This window comes from Kineothrix sp. IPX-CK, assembly GCF_039134705.1.
Classification (GTDB): Bacteria; Bacillota; Clostridia; order Lachnospirales; family Lachnospiraceae; genus Kineothrix; species Kineothrix sedimenti.
The window spans coordinates 705,016-722,162 of record NZ_CP146256.1; the positions used below are offsets into that span (position 1 = coordinate 705,016).

Sequence of the window (17,147 nt, forward strand, 5' to 3'; positions counted from 1 at the left end):
TAACTAGCAGTTAATTATTTTAACTAAAACATAACAACCATTCACTTGTTATTTATTACTGCCTTTGATATTCTGTAAGTAGCAAAGGCCTTGCAAATATATAGGATTGGAGTTGTTGTTATGAACATTGGTGATACAATTCGCAAGTACCGAAAAGAACTTGGTATGACGCAGGAACAGATGGCGAATCAATTAGGTGTATCAGCACCGGCAGTAAATAAATGGGAAAATGGTATATCATATCCGGATATCTCAATTCTGTCACCGTTGGCAAGGCTTCTGAAAATTGATGTAAATGAATTATTATCGTTTCAGGAAGAGCTATCCGAACAAGAAATAGTAACCTTTATCAATCTGTTATCCGAAAATATTACTGTTAAGGGAATTGAAGAGTCATTTGAAGAAACAATTGGTTTGATTAAACAATACCCGAATTGCAATCGGCTGATATTATGGTCAGCGCAGATACTGAACGGCTATTTAGTGATGAAATTGCAAGATGTCGTAGATGTTAAAAAGTATGAGGACCAAATTATCAAGTGGTTCGAAAAAGTAGCATTTTGTGATGATGCGGAATTGGCTAGGTCGGCACAAATGTCATTGGCGCAAAGTTTTATGAAAGATAAAAAGTATGAGGAAGCACAAAAACTGCTGGATAAGATCCCGCCAATCGGTTTTGATAAGAGGCTTGCGCAGATTCAGCTATACACAGAGCAGGAGAAATTCGAGGATGCTTTTAAAGAATTGGAGGGTATGCTATATCAAAGTTCTAATGGTTTGTTGAGTAATTTAATGCAGATAATTACTTTATTATGTAAGCGGCAAGAATATGATTCCGCATTAAAGTATGCGGACTTAGTGAGTCAAGTGTCTTTATTATTTAATCTTGGAAATTATGCAGGTAACTCTTCTTATTTTACAATTTATGCAGAAATGGGAAACAAAGAGTTGGCAATAGATGCACTTGAGAAAACGATGAATGACTATGAGACCATGAGACAGCCGAGAAGTTCGGAACTTTATAAGCACATGGAATTTAGTGAAGATGATGGTCTTGATAAAATGAAAACTATTATTTTAAAATCATTTGATAATGATCCAAGTTTAGACTTCATAAGAAATGAGCCAAGATATAAAGAATTATATCACAAATTAGTAAAATAAAACTGTAATGCATTAAGGAGATACGGGTCAAAACTTGTGTCTTCTTGTTTATTTGCAAAGAAAGATAATTATAGATAAAGAAGTAGTAAAGTGAATAAAGCGCATAAAAGCTTCATATGGTATTCTTATTTTAAGAAATATTAAAATAATATTTTCCAACCAGGCAGTAAGCAAATAAAAAACTGAAAAATCTACATTATATTCATGCTTCAAGGTTAGGAAGATTTCACACTTTCAGGATATAAGCATAGATAAAAATTTACTGGGTTTCAGAGAGAGATCTGGTTATTGGCGCACATAATATACCCATAACTAGACTGTGCGAAAGTAAATTTTATTAGGAAATGGGGAAGTGGAATTTAAAAATACATTTTTATGACAAATCAAGGACAAATCAAAAATACTTGAAATTTGTTGAAAATATCCATTTATAAGAATATACTAAAAAGTACATATCGTAGAGAAGATGGACCAGAATGGGGTGATGGTAGACTGCTCAACTTGATACTGAGAAAATTGGATATCAATTAAATATTGATGGCAAAAATTACAACAGCCTTGATATAGAAGGATTCTCTCATATGATGAGAATCCGTCATACTGTTATAAATTCTATTGGCTTGAGGCAGTCGTTTCTCTTATTTCTGAAGATGTAAAAGAGACCAACTTTAATAGAAGGTCAGGTCAAAGATGGAATGGAAAGAGCTGTTCTGACTTTACAGGAATTAAGTGGGTTTCCGGGAAATACATCGAAATTGCCATATACACTTGGTACAGGAAGTAAGCTTAAGAAAGAAGTCTATTTTAATGAATCCTGGATAAAGATGATACAGGATCATACCGTTTCAATTCTTGGATGGATTCAGTATGAAAAAGTCAAGTGGCTTCAAAATAATAATCCTGACGTTCCAGGACTTGTTTATAAACTTGCGCCAATGGATGAAAAGATGCGCAAACTAAACAACGTAAGAAAACTGTGGGAAGTAGTTTTGGACAATCGACCAATCGTGGATGTATTTAAAAATTCTCCTATTGTTAAAGATAATTATGATTTGGATCATTTTATTCTGTGGTCTTTTGTAATGAATGATGAACTATGGAATTTAATGCCGATAGATTCCTCACTAAATTCATCAAAAAGTAATAAACTTCCAAAATTGGATCCGTTTTTCAAACGATTCGCAGGTAACCAGTTTATTTTGTATGGCATGATTCATGATGACAGAAAGCCAGAGTTCAGGAGGAAGTACGAGGCTTGCTATCGAGACAATCTGCATTCCATATGGGCAAATCAGGAGCTCTATAGAAAAGGAAATTCAGAAGAGGAATTTTATAGTATACTAGAAAAAAACATGCAGCCAGTCTATGATTCGGAAAGAAGACAAGGGTACCAGATTTGGTAAAAGGGGACTAGATATATGACAAATGAAAAATTAGCTGAAATAAGGAATGGTTTTGAAACGGCATACATAGATGGAACATTTTCGTCTAATCTGGCTTACAAGCCACAGTTTGTTTCAAACAATCATAAAGAAGGAAAGAAAGTACTCTCGTCCATTGAGGATGAGCTTTTGGCATGCAATCAGTTCCAGATCAGTGTGGCATTTATTACAATGAGCGGAATTACACCTTTGCTTCAGACTCTTAGGGTACTTGAGAAGAAAAACATTCATGGAGAGATTCTCACTACTAATTATTTGAATTTTAGTGAGCCTAAAGCATTAGAAAAATTAAATAGGCTAAAGAATATCACGCTTAAGATGTATGATGTAGAAGCTGCTGATGAAGGTTTTCATACGAAGGGATACATTTTTAAGAAGGAAGAAATCTATCGGATTATAATCGGTAGTTCTAATATTACAAGTGCAGCATTGACAAGTAATCGGGAGTGGAATACAAAACTCGTATCTACTGAGCAGGGAGAGATGGCACAGGAGATTGTTGCGGAATTTAAGGAACTTTGGAAATCCAGGTATGCACTTGAATTTGATGAATTTTATGAGACTTATTCAGAACAATACAAAACAATCAAGCGTCAGCGTGAGATTGCAAAGTTAGATGAAATTACATCTATTGAAAAATATCGATTAAAACCAAACAGTATGCAGATTGGATTTATTACAAATCTAAGAAAAATATTAGAGTCTGGTGAGAAAAAAGCTCTTCTAATTTCAGCAACGGGAACAGGTAAAACTTATGCTTCAGCCTTTGCCATGCGTGAGCTTGGCTTTAAGAGGGTATTGTTTTTAGTTCATAGAGGACAGCTTGCACGTCAGACAAAGAAATCTTATGAAAAGGTATTTGCAAAGTCAGTATCGATGGGTTTAGCTGGTGCAGGATATCATGAATACGATTGTGATTATGTGTTTGCAACAGTTCAAACATTAAATAGAGATGAGCATTTATTAGAATATGCTTCGGAAGAATTTGATTGTATTATTTTGGATGAAGCTCACCATACATCTGCAGATACTTATCAGAAGGTAATGAATTATTTTAAACCTAAGCTTTGGCTTGGTATGACGGCAACGCCTGATAAGCGAGATGATAATATTGAGAGTAAAAATATCTACGAAATTTTTGATTATCAGATTGCATATGAGATCCGTCTTCAGCAAGCTATGGAAGAAAATATGCTTTGTCCATTTCATTATTTTGGAATCAGCGATATTTCAATTATAAATGATAAGCAGATCAAAACAAAGAATATCTCAGAAAGAGATTTTAACCATATAACTGGTGATGAACGTATACGACATATTATCGAGCAAGCGAATTATTACGGATATAGTGGAGATAGAGTAAAGGGGCTAATATTCTGTAGCCGGTTAGATGAATCCGAAAGACTTTCTGAAAAATTTAATCACATCATGAATCCGGCAACCGGGAAATTATATAGAACAATTGCTCTGAATGGCAATGCTTCGGAGGATGAACGTCAGGAAGCATTTGAAAGATTAGCAATGGATGAAGACAAAGCTTGTGATAAAATACGACCATTGGATTATATTTTTTCTGTTGAAATTTTGAATGAAGGTGTAGATATTGTTGAGGTCAATCAGGTAATTATGCTTCGTCCTACGCAGTCACCAATTGTATTTATTCAGCAGTTAGGAAGAGGTCTTAGAAAAGCGGAGGGAAAAGAGTATGTTGTAATTTTGGATTTTATTGGTAATTATAATAATAATTTTATGATTCCAATTGCTTTGTCAGGAGATCGTTCTTATAATCCAGACACCATTCGTAAATATGTTATTAGTGGTAATAGTACAATTCCTGGAGCTTCTACGGTTCATTTTGATGAGATTGCTAAAGATAAGATTTTTTCGTCCATTGATAAGATTAAGGGGATGAAATCAATTATCAAAGAAAGCTATATTTCCCTGAAAAATCGATTGGGCAGAGTGCCTTATCTTTTTGACTTTTATGAAAATGGAGAAATAGATCCGCTTGTAATTATCCGGGAATATAAAACCTACCAAAGTTTCTTGGAGTTTGTAGAGAAGGAACTATATATGGGAAAGGTAACAGAGCAGGAACTGGTTACCTTAGAATATCTATCAAAGACGATTCTTAGCGGATTAAGGCCATATGAGCTTGAAATATTAAAGCATTTTTTTAATAATGAAGTAATCTATGTAGACCAAATGAAACAAGAGTTTCAAGAGGCATATGGTTATGAGGTTGACTTGATGTCTTTTGAAAATGCGATAGAAATTCTGCAGGGAAAATTTGTAAGCAAAGAAGATGAATACAAAAAGTATTGTCATATTGACATTATAAATTACGATGAAAAAAGAACATTACAAAGGCTTAACAGTTTTGCGGAACGTCTTCAGCATATGGAGTTTTACAAACAGATCAATGATATTGTTGAAGTAGGACTTAGAAGATATAGGGACAAGTATTCCATTGACCAAGTTGAGAATACCCCATTTGTTTTGTATGAAAAATATTCAAGGCGTGATGTAAGCCTTTTGATGAATTGTGGTAAGGATCTATCATCAACAATGTATGGAATGAAGCGAATAGATGATGATGTATTTATTTTTGTAACTTATCATAAAGAAGAAGGCTCTGATGATAAGAATTATGTAGATGGGAAGCCTGATTATGCAGATGCTTTTGAAGATAATATGATTTTTAGATGGGATTCTCAGATGGGACGAGGAATTGATAGTTCCTATGTTGCGGATGTATTGACAGCACCACGAAAACATCTTTTTGTTAAGAAGAGTGATGCAGAAATCTATTTCTATTATATGGGACAGTTTAACGTAATAGAAATAGAACCAGCTCGTAAGATGGATAATAATGGAAAAGAACGTGATATAACGAAATTCCAGATGAAGATGCATCATGCAGTTAGAGAAGATTTGTTGCGTTATTTACGGAGTAAGATTAAGAAAGAGAAAGTGAAGACAGGATGAAAATAGTTAGAGTAGTGGCTGCAGTGATTAAATCTGTTAATGAAAAGGGAGAACCAATAATTTTTGCTACCCAGCGTGGTTATGGAGAATTCAAAGGTGGCTGGGAATTTCCGGGTGGCAAAATCGAAGAGGGGGAAACTCCTCATGAGGCTCTAAAAAGAGAAATAAAGGAAGAATTAGATACGGAGATATCAGTAGGAGACTTGATTGATACGATAGAATATGATTATCCTAAGTTTCATCTTTCGATGGATTGTTTTTGGGCGGAGATAATCTCTGGTGATTTGGTGCTTAAAGAACATGATGCAGCAAAGTGGCTGTTAAAAGAGGACTTGGATTCTGTGGAATGGCTTCCGGCGGATATATCATTAATACATTCTATTGAGAAAAAAATGTAAATACTACGAGAAGAGGATAATAATAAGTTTATTTGTTTTCCACGCCCGTACTGCCTCCGGAAAATCTTTTTCGCCCAAAAAGGGCAGATACGGTCAAGCATTTGTTTCTCGTCCGTGGTATACTGTTTTTATGGAAAGGAATGTTATATGCATGCATGGGAAGCCATACAGAAAACGCTGAATCACATCGAGGAACATATCGGCGAGGAAATGCAAATCGAAGAACTGGCAGAAATCGCCTCACTTTCACTTTTTTATTATCAGCGATTATTCACACGACTGGTAAAAACATCGGTCCGGGATTATATTAAATTACGCCGATTGGCAAGAGCTGCCGCTTTACTGCGTGATAAGAAAAAACATATTATCGATATTGCAATGGAGTACGGTTTTGGCAGTCACGAAACTTTTACGCGAGCCTTTAAGGAAACCTACGGTATTACCCCATCGCAGTATCGCGATAAACCTGTTAGCTTACAGAATTTTGACAAACCTGATTTACTGCTTGGCTACATCATAATAGATGAAGGCGTGCCGTTGATCAGTGATGGATTGGTTCTGGAAATGAACCGCAAATTTCTTGAAGAGCCGATTTTTTTTCTTGGTGTGACAGGATATTATCCATTCAAGTATGGTAAGATGTTCGGCGAAAGAACCGGTGTCGATACGGTTAGTGAGATTTGGAACAGATTTTTCAGGGAACTTCCGAATATTCCGCATATTTCCAAAGGACGTTTGATCGGTGTTTCTTATCACGGCGATGCGCCTGACGGTTATTCGAGTTATTTTATTGGTGCAGAAGTCGAAAAAGATAAGGAAAACCACAACCTTGCAAATTGGCAACTGCCTGTACGGGAATATGTAGTCTGTGGCTTTGAGGCAGAGAATCACGGCCAGATGAAGATTTGTATGGGTAAAGCGATGAAGTATACTCGATTTTGGCTGAAAAAGCACGATCTGATTGCCGATGGATTTTTCCCCGAGATGTATTACCAAAGTACGTCCGACGTCGCTTATGTAGAGCTGTGGATTCCTTTTAAGAAAAGGGATTAATAATAAAATCAATTAGGAGGAAAACAAATGAGTATGTATGAAGAAGGATTAAAATTAATGGAGGAGAAATTCGGAGGCGGCAAGGATAACACTATTTCGCTTGCGACAATTGCGCTTGAGTCTGGTGCCGACGGAAAACCCTGCCCTAGTGTCCGTGTTGTGGACGCTTATTATGAAGATGGTACATTTTATGCTGTCACATATGGAAAATCAAATAAAATGCTGCAAATCGCACAAAACCCGGAAGTTTCGATTGCGGCTTGTCCTGAGATGTTTACTGCTTGTGGAGTAGGTGAAAATCTCGGCTGGGTGCTTGATCCCCGAAATGTCGAAATAAGAGACAAGCTACGCAAAGCTTTTTCCGAGTGGTATGACATGGCAAATAATGAAAAGGATGAAAATTGCGTTTTTTTAGCAATTCATCTCACAAAGGGAATTTTAAATATAAACCATTGGGAAAAACTATATCACATGGATTTTATCAATAAGTCTTGCGATTAGGACAGGATTTGAGCATTGATAACCAAAACTAAATAAGCATACATAATCCCCCTAAACGGCAAGATGTCTACGTTTGGGGGATTTCTATATACAGATTTCTATATACATCCGAATCTTTAAAGCAAATATATGAACTAACGTGCGGTCAGACAATTGATAAAATGTCGGGCAGCAATTGAAAGCTCATGATTTTTTTTATAGCAAAGGCTAATTTTTGTACAGACTTGCGGATAGATATCGACTAAAACGGTATTGGCATTTGATAAAAATACCGCCGGACGTTTCATTAATAATGCGCAGCCGGCCCCTTTGCTGACCATATCAATTAAGTTTTCACCTCTATGACCTGTAAATACAATTTCAGGTTCAAATCCGGATTTTTTACATTCACTGACGCATAAATCATACATGAGTGAATGTTCCGGTAAAAGAATAAATTTTTCGTTCTTCAATTGTTCTAAAGCTATGCTATCTGATTTTGCCAGAGGGTGATCTAATGGAAGAACCGCAACCATCGAATCAATGGAATATGGGATGCGTATAAATTCGTTATCTGAATAATCCGTTTCGCGTATAAATGCCACATCACATTTATTATTTCGAAGCATTTCTTTTAGCTCATGTGTTTCAGCTTCAATCACATTTAAACTAAAACTAGTATTCTTGTTTTTAAATTTAATCAGCAAATCGGTAATATTGTATTGAACCATTGAAGGAATAGAGCCGATATTCAAATTACTATTTATGTTTTTTAGCTCATTGTAAAACGCTGTTTCATATTCATATTGAATCTGCACCATTTTATTTGCGTAAGGAAGAAACAATTGTCCATATCGATTTAATGAAACCTTGCGTGTAGTTCTATCAAAAAGTGTTGCACCGAGGTCTTTTTCCAGTTGCTGTATATGCCGTGTTAAAGAAGATTGTGAAATGAATAGTTGATCTGCGGCTTCCAAATAGTTTCCGACCTCAGCTAAAATAACAAAGTCCCTGATATAGTCAAGATCCATAAATACCTCCATACTGATTTTTAAACTACAAAATCATTTATGCTGATTATGGATAAATTGTAGATGAAGATGAATTGATTGTCAACAATAAGTAAATTAAAATCAGCATAACAGGAATTCCGCTAAAGCGGGATATCTATTCGGAGGTTAAAATGATTGTTGAAAAGAAAAAAGTTTGGAATGATAAACGCAGAGCGAGTTATACGATGTATTTACTTGATAATTCAGCTGAAGTGGATTCGGGGAGGATGCATCCGGCTGTTGTAATATGCGGAGGCGGCGGATTTATGAGAATTACTGAGCGTGAGAAACAGCCGGTGGCGATGTATTTTCTTAGTAAAGGTTATCAAGTTTTCACACTCGATTACATCACGAAAGCTACTGGGCTTGCTTGTTACCCGGAGCCCGTTACAGATCTCGCGAAGCTAATGCTGATCATTAGAACAAATTCAGAGAAATGGAAAATAAACCAGGATAGTATAACTGTAATAGGTTTCTCGGCGGGAGGGCAGGTTTGTGCATCTCTTGCAACACAATGGGATGATAATTTAATTTTGAACCAACTTGAACCAGGTATTGATCCTGAGAAGATAAGGCCGAATGCAGTAGTTCTTTGTTATCCTATGCTTGATTATTTATATCAAATAGAAAGAAGCATAAGTGAACCGGAGATCAATCCTTTTTCACCGAGCATCGGGATGAAGAAAAAAGATTTTCTTGAAATGTTTTTGGAAGCAGGTGTTGGAGTCGATGCTACCGAAGAGCAGTATAAAAAAGCGAGTCCATACTATTATGTTTCTGAAAAAACACCACCAATATTTTTGTGGCATACATCAAAAGATGAACTCGTTTATGCAGAGCAATCGCTCAGATTTGCTGAAAGATTAAGTGTTTTTCATATACCTTATGAAATTCATGTGTTTGAAGAGGGATTTCATGGACTCGCACTGGCTAATGAGAACTCTACATGTAATCCGGAACTGATCAATGAGGATGTCACTATTTGGGCAGATCTGGCCTTGAAATTTTTAAAAAGACATAATTGTTAGATGCTAAAAACAAATCAAATTAAGATTATTATGGAGGAAAAGATGCCAAAAACAAAATTTCAAGATTTTATATTTACAATTATTATGGTGTTTACGATGGTTTATTGCATGACTTGCTACAATATGGCGTTAGAATTTGGATTAAGTTATGAAACATTTATTAACGCAATAAAAGGAATGTGGTTTGAAATGATCGTAGCATTTTTTGCACAAAAATACATAGCAGGGCCACTTGCAAGAAAATTGACATCAAGGGTGTTTACGCCCGGAGTAGATAAACCAATTTTCATATTGGTGGCGATGGCTTGTTTTACTGTTTGCATTATGGCGCCGGTCATGACATTATCAGTAGCATTTTATCATCATGGATTCGTAAAAGAAATTATTATATTGTGGTTGGAAAAATTACTGGTAAATTTTCCATTTGCTTTGATCATACAGATTTTCTACGTGGGGCCCATTGTAAGACTGATTTTTCGGACAATTTTTAGGGAGAAACAAATCTCATAGCTATTCATTTTGTTGCAAAATTTTATTTATGCGAATACTGCATAAAATATAATCCAAAGCGGTTTGATTGTGGAATGTGTATAAAGTATAATTCGAAATATAGAATTAATTATTAAAATATACAAGCGCTATAAGACGCGTAAAGAAAATAATTCGTCAAATTGTCATATCACAATATTGCGAGATGGCAAATGATAATGCGAATATACATTTCTGTGCGTGCGCTATAAAAAGCACGTTAGGAGAGAAAAATGATTATTGATGCAAATATGTATTGGTTTCCGGAAGAGCTTTTTGATGATGAAGAGTTGATGAAACAATTTCTAGATGAAATTCCGGGCGAATATGGATGGTATGGTTATTCAGAAGAAATTCCAAAAAAGAACGGTTTAAAGCAGATCGTCTTAGAGAAGCCAAAAGGATTTCAAAATTTGAATTACGCACAGCACGATTATATATTAGAAAATCAGTTAAATGATCTAGATATTGCAGGTGTTGAAAAAGCAGTTTTAAAAGTTCCCTGTTGCCAGGAATGGATGGGACTTTCGATGAGTCGATATTTCAATGATAAAATGTATGAACATGCCAAAAGGAGTAATGGGCGATTAATACCACTTGCCATTGTTCCGCCTTACCCGACTCGGGAAAACATAGATGAACTTGTAAGATGCCATGATAAGCTTCATATAAATGCGCTTCAAATGTCAGCACATTATGGAGACGTTTATTTGGATGATGAAAGGTTTGGTTTATTTTTTGAAAAAGTAAATGAATTAGGTATGACAGTGTATATACATCACACACCGGTACCTGTGGAGTATAGCTCATTTTATGAGTTTAATAATGTCAGACGCTCCTATGGCAGATGTGTAGACCAGGGACTTGCGATCAGCAGAGAACTATTTAGCGGATTTTTTGTGAAGTATCCTAATATTAAATTTGTGCATTCTATGCTTGGAGGCGGATTTTTTGCAATCAGCAATATGTTATTTCCAAAGAAGACAAAGACAGAAACAGTAAATCGATTTGAAACTGATAATGAGAAAGTTGAAGAGCAATTTAAAAATAACATATATTTCGAAATGTCTCATGCACAGCCATGGGGAAAGGTACAATTGGAATGCGCAATAAAAATACTGGGGGCAGACCATGTGATCTTTGGGACATCTTATCCTGTGCGCAAGGAATGGCTGTTAGGAGGAGTTGAATTTGTAAGTAACCTTGACATTTCCGAATCTGATAAGAGACTGGTTCTGGGAAAAAATGCGCAGAAGCTTTATAAAATTGAGGAATAACAGGAGGTATAAAATGTATCGCTTAAATTCAAAAGGGATTTACTATAGAGACATTGTAGAAGGTGTGGAGGAACAACTTGTTGAGATGGGCTTTGGTGCACTCGGCATGTACTACACAGCAAAAAAGAAGAATGAACTTAGTAATATTGCGGTTTTGTTGATGCATTGTGACCAGAATTATATGTCGCAGAACATGGGGCCACAGCTTGCAAGCCAGGGATTTCAAGTATTGGCATGTGATTCGGAATTCGGTGAAATAGAAAATAAATTTAGAACATTAAATAAAGCAATGAATTTTTTGAAGAGCCTCCCGGATGTTAAAAAGGTTATTTTAATGGGACATAGTGGAGGGGCAACGCTGATGACAGCATACCAAAGTATTGCTGAGAAAGGCGCTCAAATTTATCGCGGTAATGAAAAAATTTATGCAACGACAATACAGGAAGAACTTATTCCGGCAGATGGAATTATGCTGATTGATGCGAACTATGGAAATGGAGTTATGACATTATTAAGCCTGGATCCTGCGGTCATTGAAGAGGGAAATGGGATGAGGCTTGACCCGGAATTGGATATCTTTAATCCTGCAAATGGTTATGATCCGGCAGGAGCGCATTATACGAAAGCATTTATTGAGAAATATTTTAAGGCACAGGCAGACAGAAATAGACGTCTCATAAAGCTTGCATTAAACAGACTTGAGTTAATTAATTCCGGTAGGGGAAATTATGCGGACGACGAGCCGTTTATTATTACTGCGGGCAATCAGCCGAAACCGAACAACAGATTGATTCCGGAAGATTTGCACTTCTTAAGCCATACTAAAAAACCGTATGATCTGTTACGCGGAGATGGCACAGTGACAAATGAAATCATTCATTGTGTGAGAACGCCGGAAATAGATTTTTGCTTTTCAAGATTTTATAACATGGGTGCTAATGCTACTACAGTAAAAGGTTTTTTGAGTTCGCAGGCGATTAACGCAACGGATGAGTTCTTAGTAAAAGAAGATGATATTGTCGGGGTTGATTGGAATTCCTGTTATGCATCTCCTATATCGAATATTAAGCACATAGATGTGCCGCTTTTAACAATAGGCTTGACGGGAAGCTATGAGTATCTTGCAGCCGAGATGATATTTGAAAATGCTCAAATGGGAGATAAAACAATTGCGTTTATTCACGGGGCAGGACATATGTTTACACCAAATCATTCAGCGGAAAAAAAACATGGAAGTTTTGGGAATACAGAGAAAGTGCTGTATGACTACATGGGTACTTGGATGAGAAGATTCATGTGAATGAACTTCGCATAAAGGAGGGAACAAATATAATGTTAACATTAGAAGGAAGAACCTGTGTTTTTGCAGGAGCAACGGGCGGTGACGGGATAATGTCTGCCAGGGAGCTCTGTAAATATGGAATGAATGTTGTTATGATGACACATCAAATGACGCAGGCACAGGCGTTAATGAGTGAAATCAACGAAATGAATTATAGAGGGAAGTGCCTGGCTGTACAAGATGGGAAATGTCAGACACCGCCTAAGTCGGATAAAGAGGTTTTTAAAGACATTTATGATACATTTGGTTCCATCGATGTCATTATCTGTAATACCGGAGATGATGGTGTTGAGGATAGCATTGATTCTGTAGACACACAAACTTTATTGAAGAGTATAGATCACCTGGTGGGCGGGAGCTATACACTTTTAAAAAGCGGCTTGCCATACCTTCGAAAAAGCAGAGCGGCAAGAGTAATATTTATGACTACCGTAGAAGGAGTTAAGGGGGGGATTCTTGAGAGCTTTTCAAACGCTGTTGCGAAAGGCGCTGTAGCATCATTAACTAAAAATTGCGCAGCGAGGCTGGCGAGTGAACATATCAACGTAAACTGTATAGTTAAAGGACCGATAGAACGAATAAAACCGGAAAGTATACGAGATAAGGCTTTACCGCCGATGAAAGACACAACGAAATTCTTGCCAAATGTGCCTGCAGGCAGAATGGGAACAGCAGAAGATCTTGCACAAGCTATTTGCTATCTTGCAAGCGAGGAAATTGAATTCACAACAGGAACTTTTCTTGATCTAAGTGGTGGAATGAATCTATTATAGTGGGATTTTAACCCGTATGGGGTAAAATACAAAAGGAGGGTAATATGAAAGGAAAAAAAATCGCGGCATTATTATTATGCGCAACAATGACGGCTTCACTGGTCGCAGGATGCGGAAGTTCCGCAGGTGATCAGGCAGTAAAAACAGAGACACAGGATGATGTAGCTGAATCTGAATCGGCGGAAATGTCGGAGGCGGCTGTTGCACCGACTGCAGATGCTTCAAGAAAAACAACAGCAGAAAGTGATGAACGGTATGACAAAATTTCCATAGGCATGATCAGTGATCCGAAGGATCTCGGACCGACATCCATGAATGGTGATAATAGTAAATTGTTTATTTACTATAATTTCTATGAACCACTTTTTGATTTCAGAAACAATGAGTATATCCCGATATTGGCAAAAGGATATACAGAAGTTGACGATCTTCACTGGGATGTAGAAATATATGACTACATTTATGATACAGCGGGAAATCATATCACAGCAGACGACGTAGTTTTTTCTTTAAATCTTTTAGTTGATTCAGGCAATGCATTCAAATTCGACAGTTTTAAAAGTGTAGAAAAAGTGGATGATTATACCGTTCGATTTACATGGACAGCACCAATTGATTCCCTTGGCGCTTTGGAATGGCCATGGTGCAGAACATGTATTGTTTCTCAAAAAGCATATGAAGAAGGTAATTTTACGGATGCACCTGTGGCTACGGGGCCATATAAAGTTTCAGAATTTGTATCAGGTTCTCGTTGTGTATTGGAAGCGAATGATGATTATTGGCAAAAAGATGAATTACGTGATCCGGAACATTTAGCTAATGTTCAGACGATAGAATACAATATAATTGCAGAAACATCCCAGCATGTAATAGCGCTTAGCACAGGACAGATCCAGTACTCTGAATATATTCCTGCTGAAAACCTTGCCGATTTTGCGGAGGGTGGCCAGTATGCAGAAGGAAATGATGTTTATGTAACGCAGGGCAGCGGTCTGTATATGCTGATGTGTAACAATTATGAAGGTAAACTGACCGCTGATGTTAACCTTAGAAAAGCGATTTATTATGCGCTTGACAATGAAGCGATCTCTGCCGCGACAGGAAATACGGTGGCCGCCAAAGCATTGGGTACAGCATTCTTTAGTGATTATTACTCTTCATGGGAAGAAAATCCGGACAATTATATGGCCTCCTGTGATCTTGAAAAAGCCAAAGAATATTTATCGAAGTCCGGATATAACGGTGAAACGTTAACATTACTCGCACCCAGTGATGAGACAATAAAGACGATGATGACAATGATTCAGGCTTTATTATTACAGGCAGGTATTGATGTGGAAATCGTAGCAGAAGAAGCGGCTCTTGCACAGACGGATATGCTTGACTATGCCAAATGGGATATTTTAATCAGCCAGATTGGCGGAGGTTCACAGGTCGGGGAGTGGAATCGTCCTATGAACAACACTGAATTCGGAACAGGATATAATATGGCATTTATTGCAGATGATACATTACAGGAAAAATTGCTAAATGTGAACTCACTTGCCGGACATACTGAAGAAAATGAAACAGATTTTGTCAATTACATTTTAGAAAATGGCTATTACTATGCATTATGCTCACCTGCAACAAATGCAGTGTATAGTGAGGATTTTGCAACACTGGTTTATCGTGAAAGTGAATTTCTTCGAGCAGGTTCATGTGACTACTATCTTGATTAGTTTTATGTAAAATAACAGTATCCAGTCTTTAATAATACTGAAGAACTGGATACTGCTATTTTAAGGTATGCCATTGGAATGGAGAAAAGTATGGGAAGATATATATTAAAGCGATTGTTATGGATGATGGTGATCGTATTTGGAACTGCATTGGTGATTTTCACGATCCTTTATTTTACGCCAGGTGATCCGGCAGTTGTTATTGCCGGTGGAAATGCAAAGGCGGAAGATGTTGCAAATTTACGTCATTTATTAGGACTTGATAAATCGTACTTTGAACAGTTAAGAGAATTTATGTACAACACATTTATTAAATTTGATTTAGGTACATCGTGGGTATATGATAAACCTGTTTTGCATGAATTGGTTATCAGGCTTCCAAGAACCTTGATCATTGGTTTATCAGCAATGGCATTGAATTTAACACTTGGATTATTAATGGGCATTTTTGCTGCAACGCATGAAGGAAAATGGTACGATTCGCTTACCATGGGAATAGCAATGGTTTTTATTTCATGTCCTGATTTTTGGGTGGCGTTAATAATGATTCTATTATTCTCATCGCAACTGGGATGGCTTCCATCATATGGAATTGGCGGACCGCAGTACTATATCATGCCGATAATTTGCAGTGCACTTGGCGGTATAGCAGTTAACGCAAGGCAAACACGTGCCAGCATTTTAGGCGTCTTTCGCGAGGACTATATAACAACAGCAAGGGCAAAAGGACAGAAGGAACGCAGAGTAGTATATGGGCATATGCTTCCTAATGCACTAATGCCAATTATTACATCAATAGGAAATGGGTTTGCACGTGTAGTTGCCGGGTCGGCAGTTATTGAAAGCGTATTCTCGATTCCAGGTGTTGGCCTTTACCTGCTTACTGCAATTAATAGCCGTGATTATCCGGTAGTCCGCGCATGTGTCCTGTTTTTTGCAGTGTTTACAGCACTTTCAATGCTGTTGGTCGACCTTATTTATGCATTTGTAGATCCTAGAATTAAAGCGCAGTATTCTAATGCGAGAAGGAGGATGAAATAATGAGAAAAGAAAAAAAGACCTCTCTTTTTGCAGAGACCATGAGTAGAATCTGGTCGAATCCAGGAGCAAAAGTTGGAATTATAATATTATTTATAATTGTTTCAGCGTGTATATTCGCACCATTTATAGCATCATATGGATTAAATGAAATGGATTTGAAAAACATGTTTAAGGGACCGAGCGCGAAGCATATAATGGGCACCGATGGAATGGGACGTGATCTGTTCAGCCGGTTATTATACGGAGGACGGTATTCATTGGCGCTGGGGATATGTGCAGCTGTTGTGGGTTCGGTAATCGGAATAATTATTGGAAGTGTAGCAGGCTATTTAGGAGGCCGGGCCGAAACAATAATCATGCGCTTCATGGACATCTGGTCATCATTGCCAAGTATGCTTTTATGCATTTTGATTTCTGCTGTGTTAGGAGCAGGTTTCTTTAATACAGTACTCGCACTTTCAATTGGAAATGTTCCAATTGGTGTACGCCTGATTCGCGGACAGATTCTTTCCGAACGTTCAAAGGAGTACCTCGAAGCTGCAGAATCAATTAATTGTTCTAAGATCAGTATTATGTTTCGTCATTTATTGCCAAATGTTATTTCTCCTGTAATCGTAGATGCAACTATGGGAATCGGAATGACTATTACGATGGCAGCAGCGCTTTCGTATATTGGACTTGGCGTTCAGCCACCCACTCCGGAATGGGGAGCGATGCTGGCTGATGCACGTACTCATATTTTAAACTATCCATACTTAATTATGTTCCCGGGACTATTTATTGCATTGACGGTATTAGCGATTAATTTAATCGGTGATGGATTAAGAGATGCAATGGATCCAAAATTAAGAAAGTAAGAG

General features: G+C 37.1%; 15 protein-coding genes. 14 read left to right on the forward strand and 1 reads right to left on the reverse strand.

The window, feature by feature from the left end; genetic code table 11:
* The first annotated feature begins 120 nt into the window (after window positions 1–120).
* From V6984_RS03310 to V6984_RS03335, 6 genes are all read left to right on the forward strand, one after another.
* Window positions 121–1,164, forward strand: coding sequence for a helix-turn-helix domain-containing protein (locus V6984_RS03310; RefSeq protein ID WP_342758383.1), 1,044 nt, complete (start codon window positions 121–123; stop codon window positions 1,162–1,164).
* A 695-nt stretch (window positions 1,165–1,859) separates the two neighbouring features.
* Window positions 1,860–2,567 carry an HNH endonuclease domain-containing protein gene (locus V6984_RS03315; RefSeq protein WP_342758384.1) on the forward strand — a complete coding sequence of 236 codons (708 nt, stop codon included), beginning with the start codon at window positions 1,860–1,862 and terminating at the stop codon, window positions 2,565–2,567.
* A 15-nt stretch (window positions 2,568–2,582) separates the two neighbouring features.
* The gene (locus tag V6984_RS03320; RefSeq protein WP_342758385.1) at window positions 2,583–5,594 is read left to right on the forward strand and encodes a DEAD/DEAH box helicase; all 3,012 of its coding nucleotides are present in this window, start codon (window positions 2,583–2,585) and stop codon (window positions 5,592–5,594) included.
* On the forward strand, window positions 5,591–5,992 hold the full coding sequence (locus V6984_RS03325) for a (deoxy)nucleoside triphosphate pyrophosphohydrolase (protein ID WP_342758386.1): 402 nt from the start codon (window positions 5,591–5,593) through the stop codon (window positions 5,990–5,992). Before V6984_RS03320 ends, V6984_RS03325 begins: the two co-directional genes overlap by 4 nt.
* A gap of 147 nt (window positions 5,993–6,139) precedes the next feature.
* Window positions 6,140–7,045 (forward strand): AraC family transcriptional regulator, encoded by a 906-nt coding sequence (locus V6984_RS03330; protein WP_342758387.1) that lies wholly within the window; start codon window positions 6,140–6,142, stop codon window positions 7,043–7,045.
* 27 nt (window positions 7,046–7,072) lie between these two features.
* On the forward strand, window positions 7,073–7,546 hold the full coding sequence (locus tag V6984_RS03335) for a pyridoxamine 5'-phosphate oxidase family protein (protein WP_342758388.1): 474 nt from the start codon (window positions 7,073–7,075) through the stop codon (window positions 7,544–7,546).
* 134 nt (window positions 7,547–7,680) lie between these two features.
* Here V6984_RS03335 and V6984_RS03340 read toward each other — a convergent pair whose 3' ends face one another.
* Window positions 7,681–8,556 carry a LysR family transcriptional regulator gene (locus tag V6984_RS03340; RefSeq protein ID WP_342758389.1) on the reverse strand — a complete coding sequence of 292 codons (876 nt, stop codon included), beginning with the start codon at window positions 8,554–8,556 and terminating at the stop codon, window positions 7,681–7,683.
* Window positions 8,557–8,708: 152 nt separating this feature from the next.
* Between V6984_RS03340 and V6984_RS03345 the strand changes: the two genes are divergently transcribed.
* The 8 genes from V6984_RS03345 to V6984_RS03380 all read left to right on the forward strand — a co-directional run bounded on the left by V6984_RS03345 (window position 8,709) and on the right by V6984_RS03380 (window position 17,144).
* Window positions 8,709–9,605 carry an alpha/beta hydrolase gene (locus V6984_RS03345; RefSeq protein ID WP_342758390.1) on the forward strand — a complete coding sequence of 299 codons (897 nt, stop codon included), beginning with the start codon at window positions 8,709–8,711 and terminating at the stop codon, window positions 9,603–9,605.
* A 42-nt stretch (window positions 9,606–9,647) separates the two neighbouring features.
* Window positions 9,648–10,115 (forward strand): DUF2798 domain-containing protein, encoded by a 468-nt coding sequence (locus tag V6984_RS03350; protein ID WP_342758391.1) that lies wholly within the window; start codon window positions 9,648–9,650, stop codon window positions 10,113–10,115.
* Between the two features lie 251 nt (window positions 10,116–10,366).
* Window positions 10,367–11,410 (forward strand): amidohydrolase family protein, encoded by a 1,044-nt coding sequence (locus V6984_RS03355; protein ID WP_342758392.1) that lies wholly within the window; start codon window positions 10,367–10,369, stop codon window positions 11,408–11,410.
* Window positions 11,411–11,423: 13 nt separating this feature from the next.
* Complete coding sequence (locus V6984_RS03360) at window positions 11,424–12,710, forward strand: alpha/beta hydrolase (RefSeq protein WP_342758393.1); 1,287 nt, start codon at window positions 11,424–11,426, stop codon at window positions 12,708–12,710.
* Window positions 12,689–13,525: an SDR family oxidoreductase gene (locus tag V6984_RS03365; protein ID WP_342758394.1), complete on the forward strand. Its 837-nt coding sequence runs from the start codon at window positions 12,689–12,691 to the stop codon at window positions 13,523–13,525. The genes V6984_RS03360 and V6984_RS03365 overlap by 22 nt, the downstream gene beginning before the upstream one ends.
* 44 nt (window positions 13,526–13,569) lie before the next feature.
* Window positions 13,570–15,246 carry an ABC transporter substrate-binding protein gene (locus V6984_RS03370; protein ID WP_342758395.1) on the forward strand — a complete coding sequence of 559 codons (1,677 nt, stop codon included), beginning with the start codon at window positions 13,570–13,572 and terminating at the stop codon, window positions 15,244–15,246.
* 78 nt (window positions 15,247–15,324) lie between these two features.
* Window positions 15,325–16,287 carry an ABC transporter permease gene (locus tag V6984_RS03375; RefSeq protein ID WP_342758396.1) on the forward strand — a complete coding sequence of 321 codons (963 nt, stop codon included), beginning with the start codon at window positions 15,325–15,327 and terminating at the stop codon, window positions 16,285–16,287.
* Window positions 16,287–17,144, forward strand: coding sequence for an ABC transporter permease (locus V6984_RS03380; RefSeq protein WP_342758397.1), 858 nt, complete (start codon window positions 16,287–16,289; stop codon window positions 17,142–17,144). Before V6984_RS03375 ends, V6984_RS03380 begins: the two co-directional genes overlap by 1 nt.
* Window positions 17,145–17,147 lie beyond the last annotated feature (3 nt).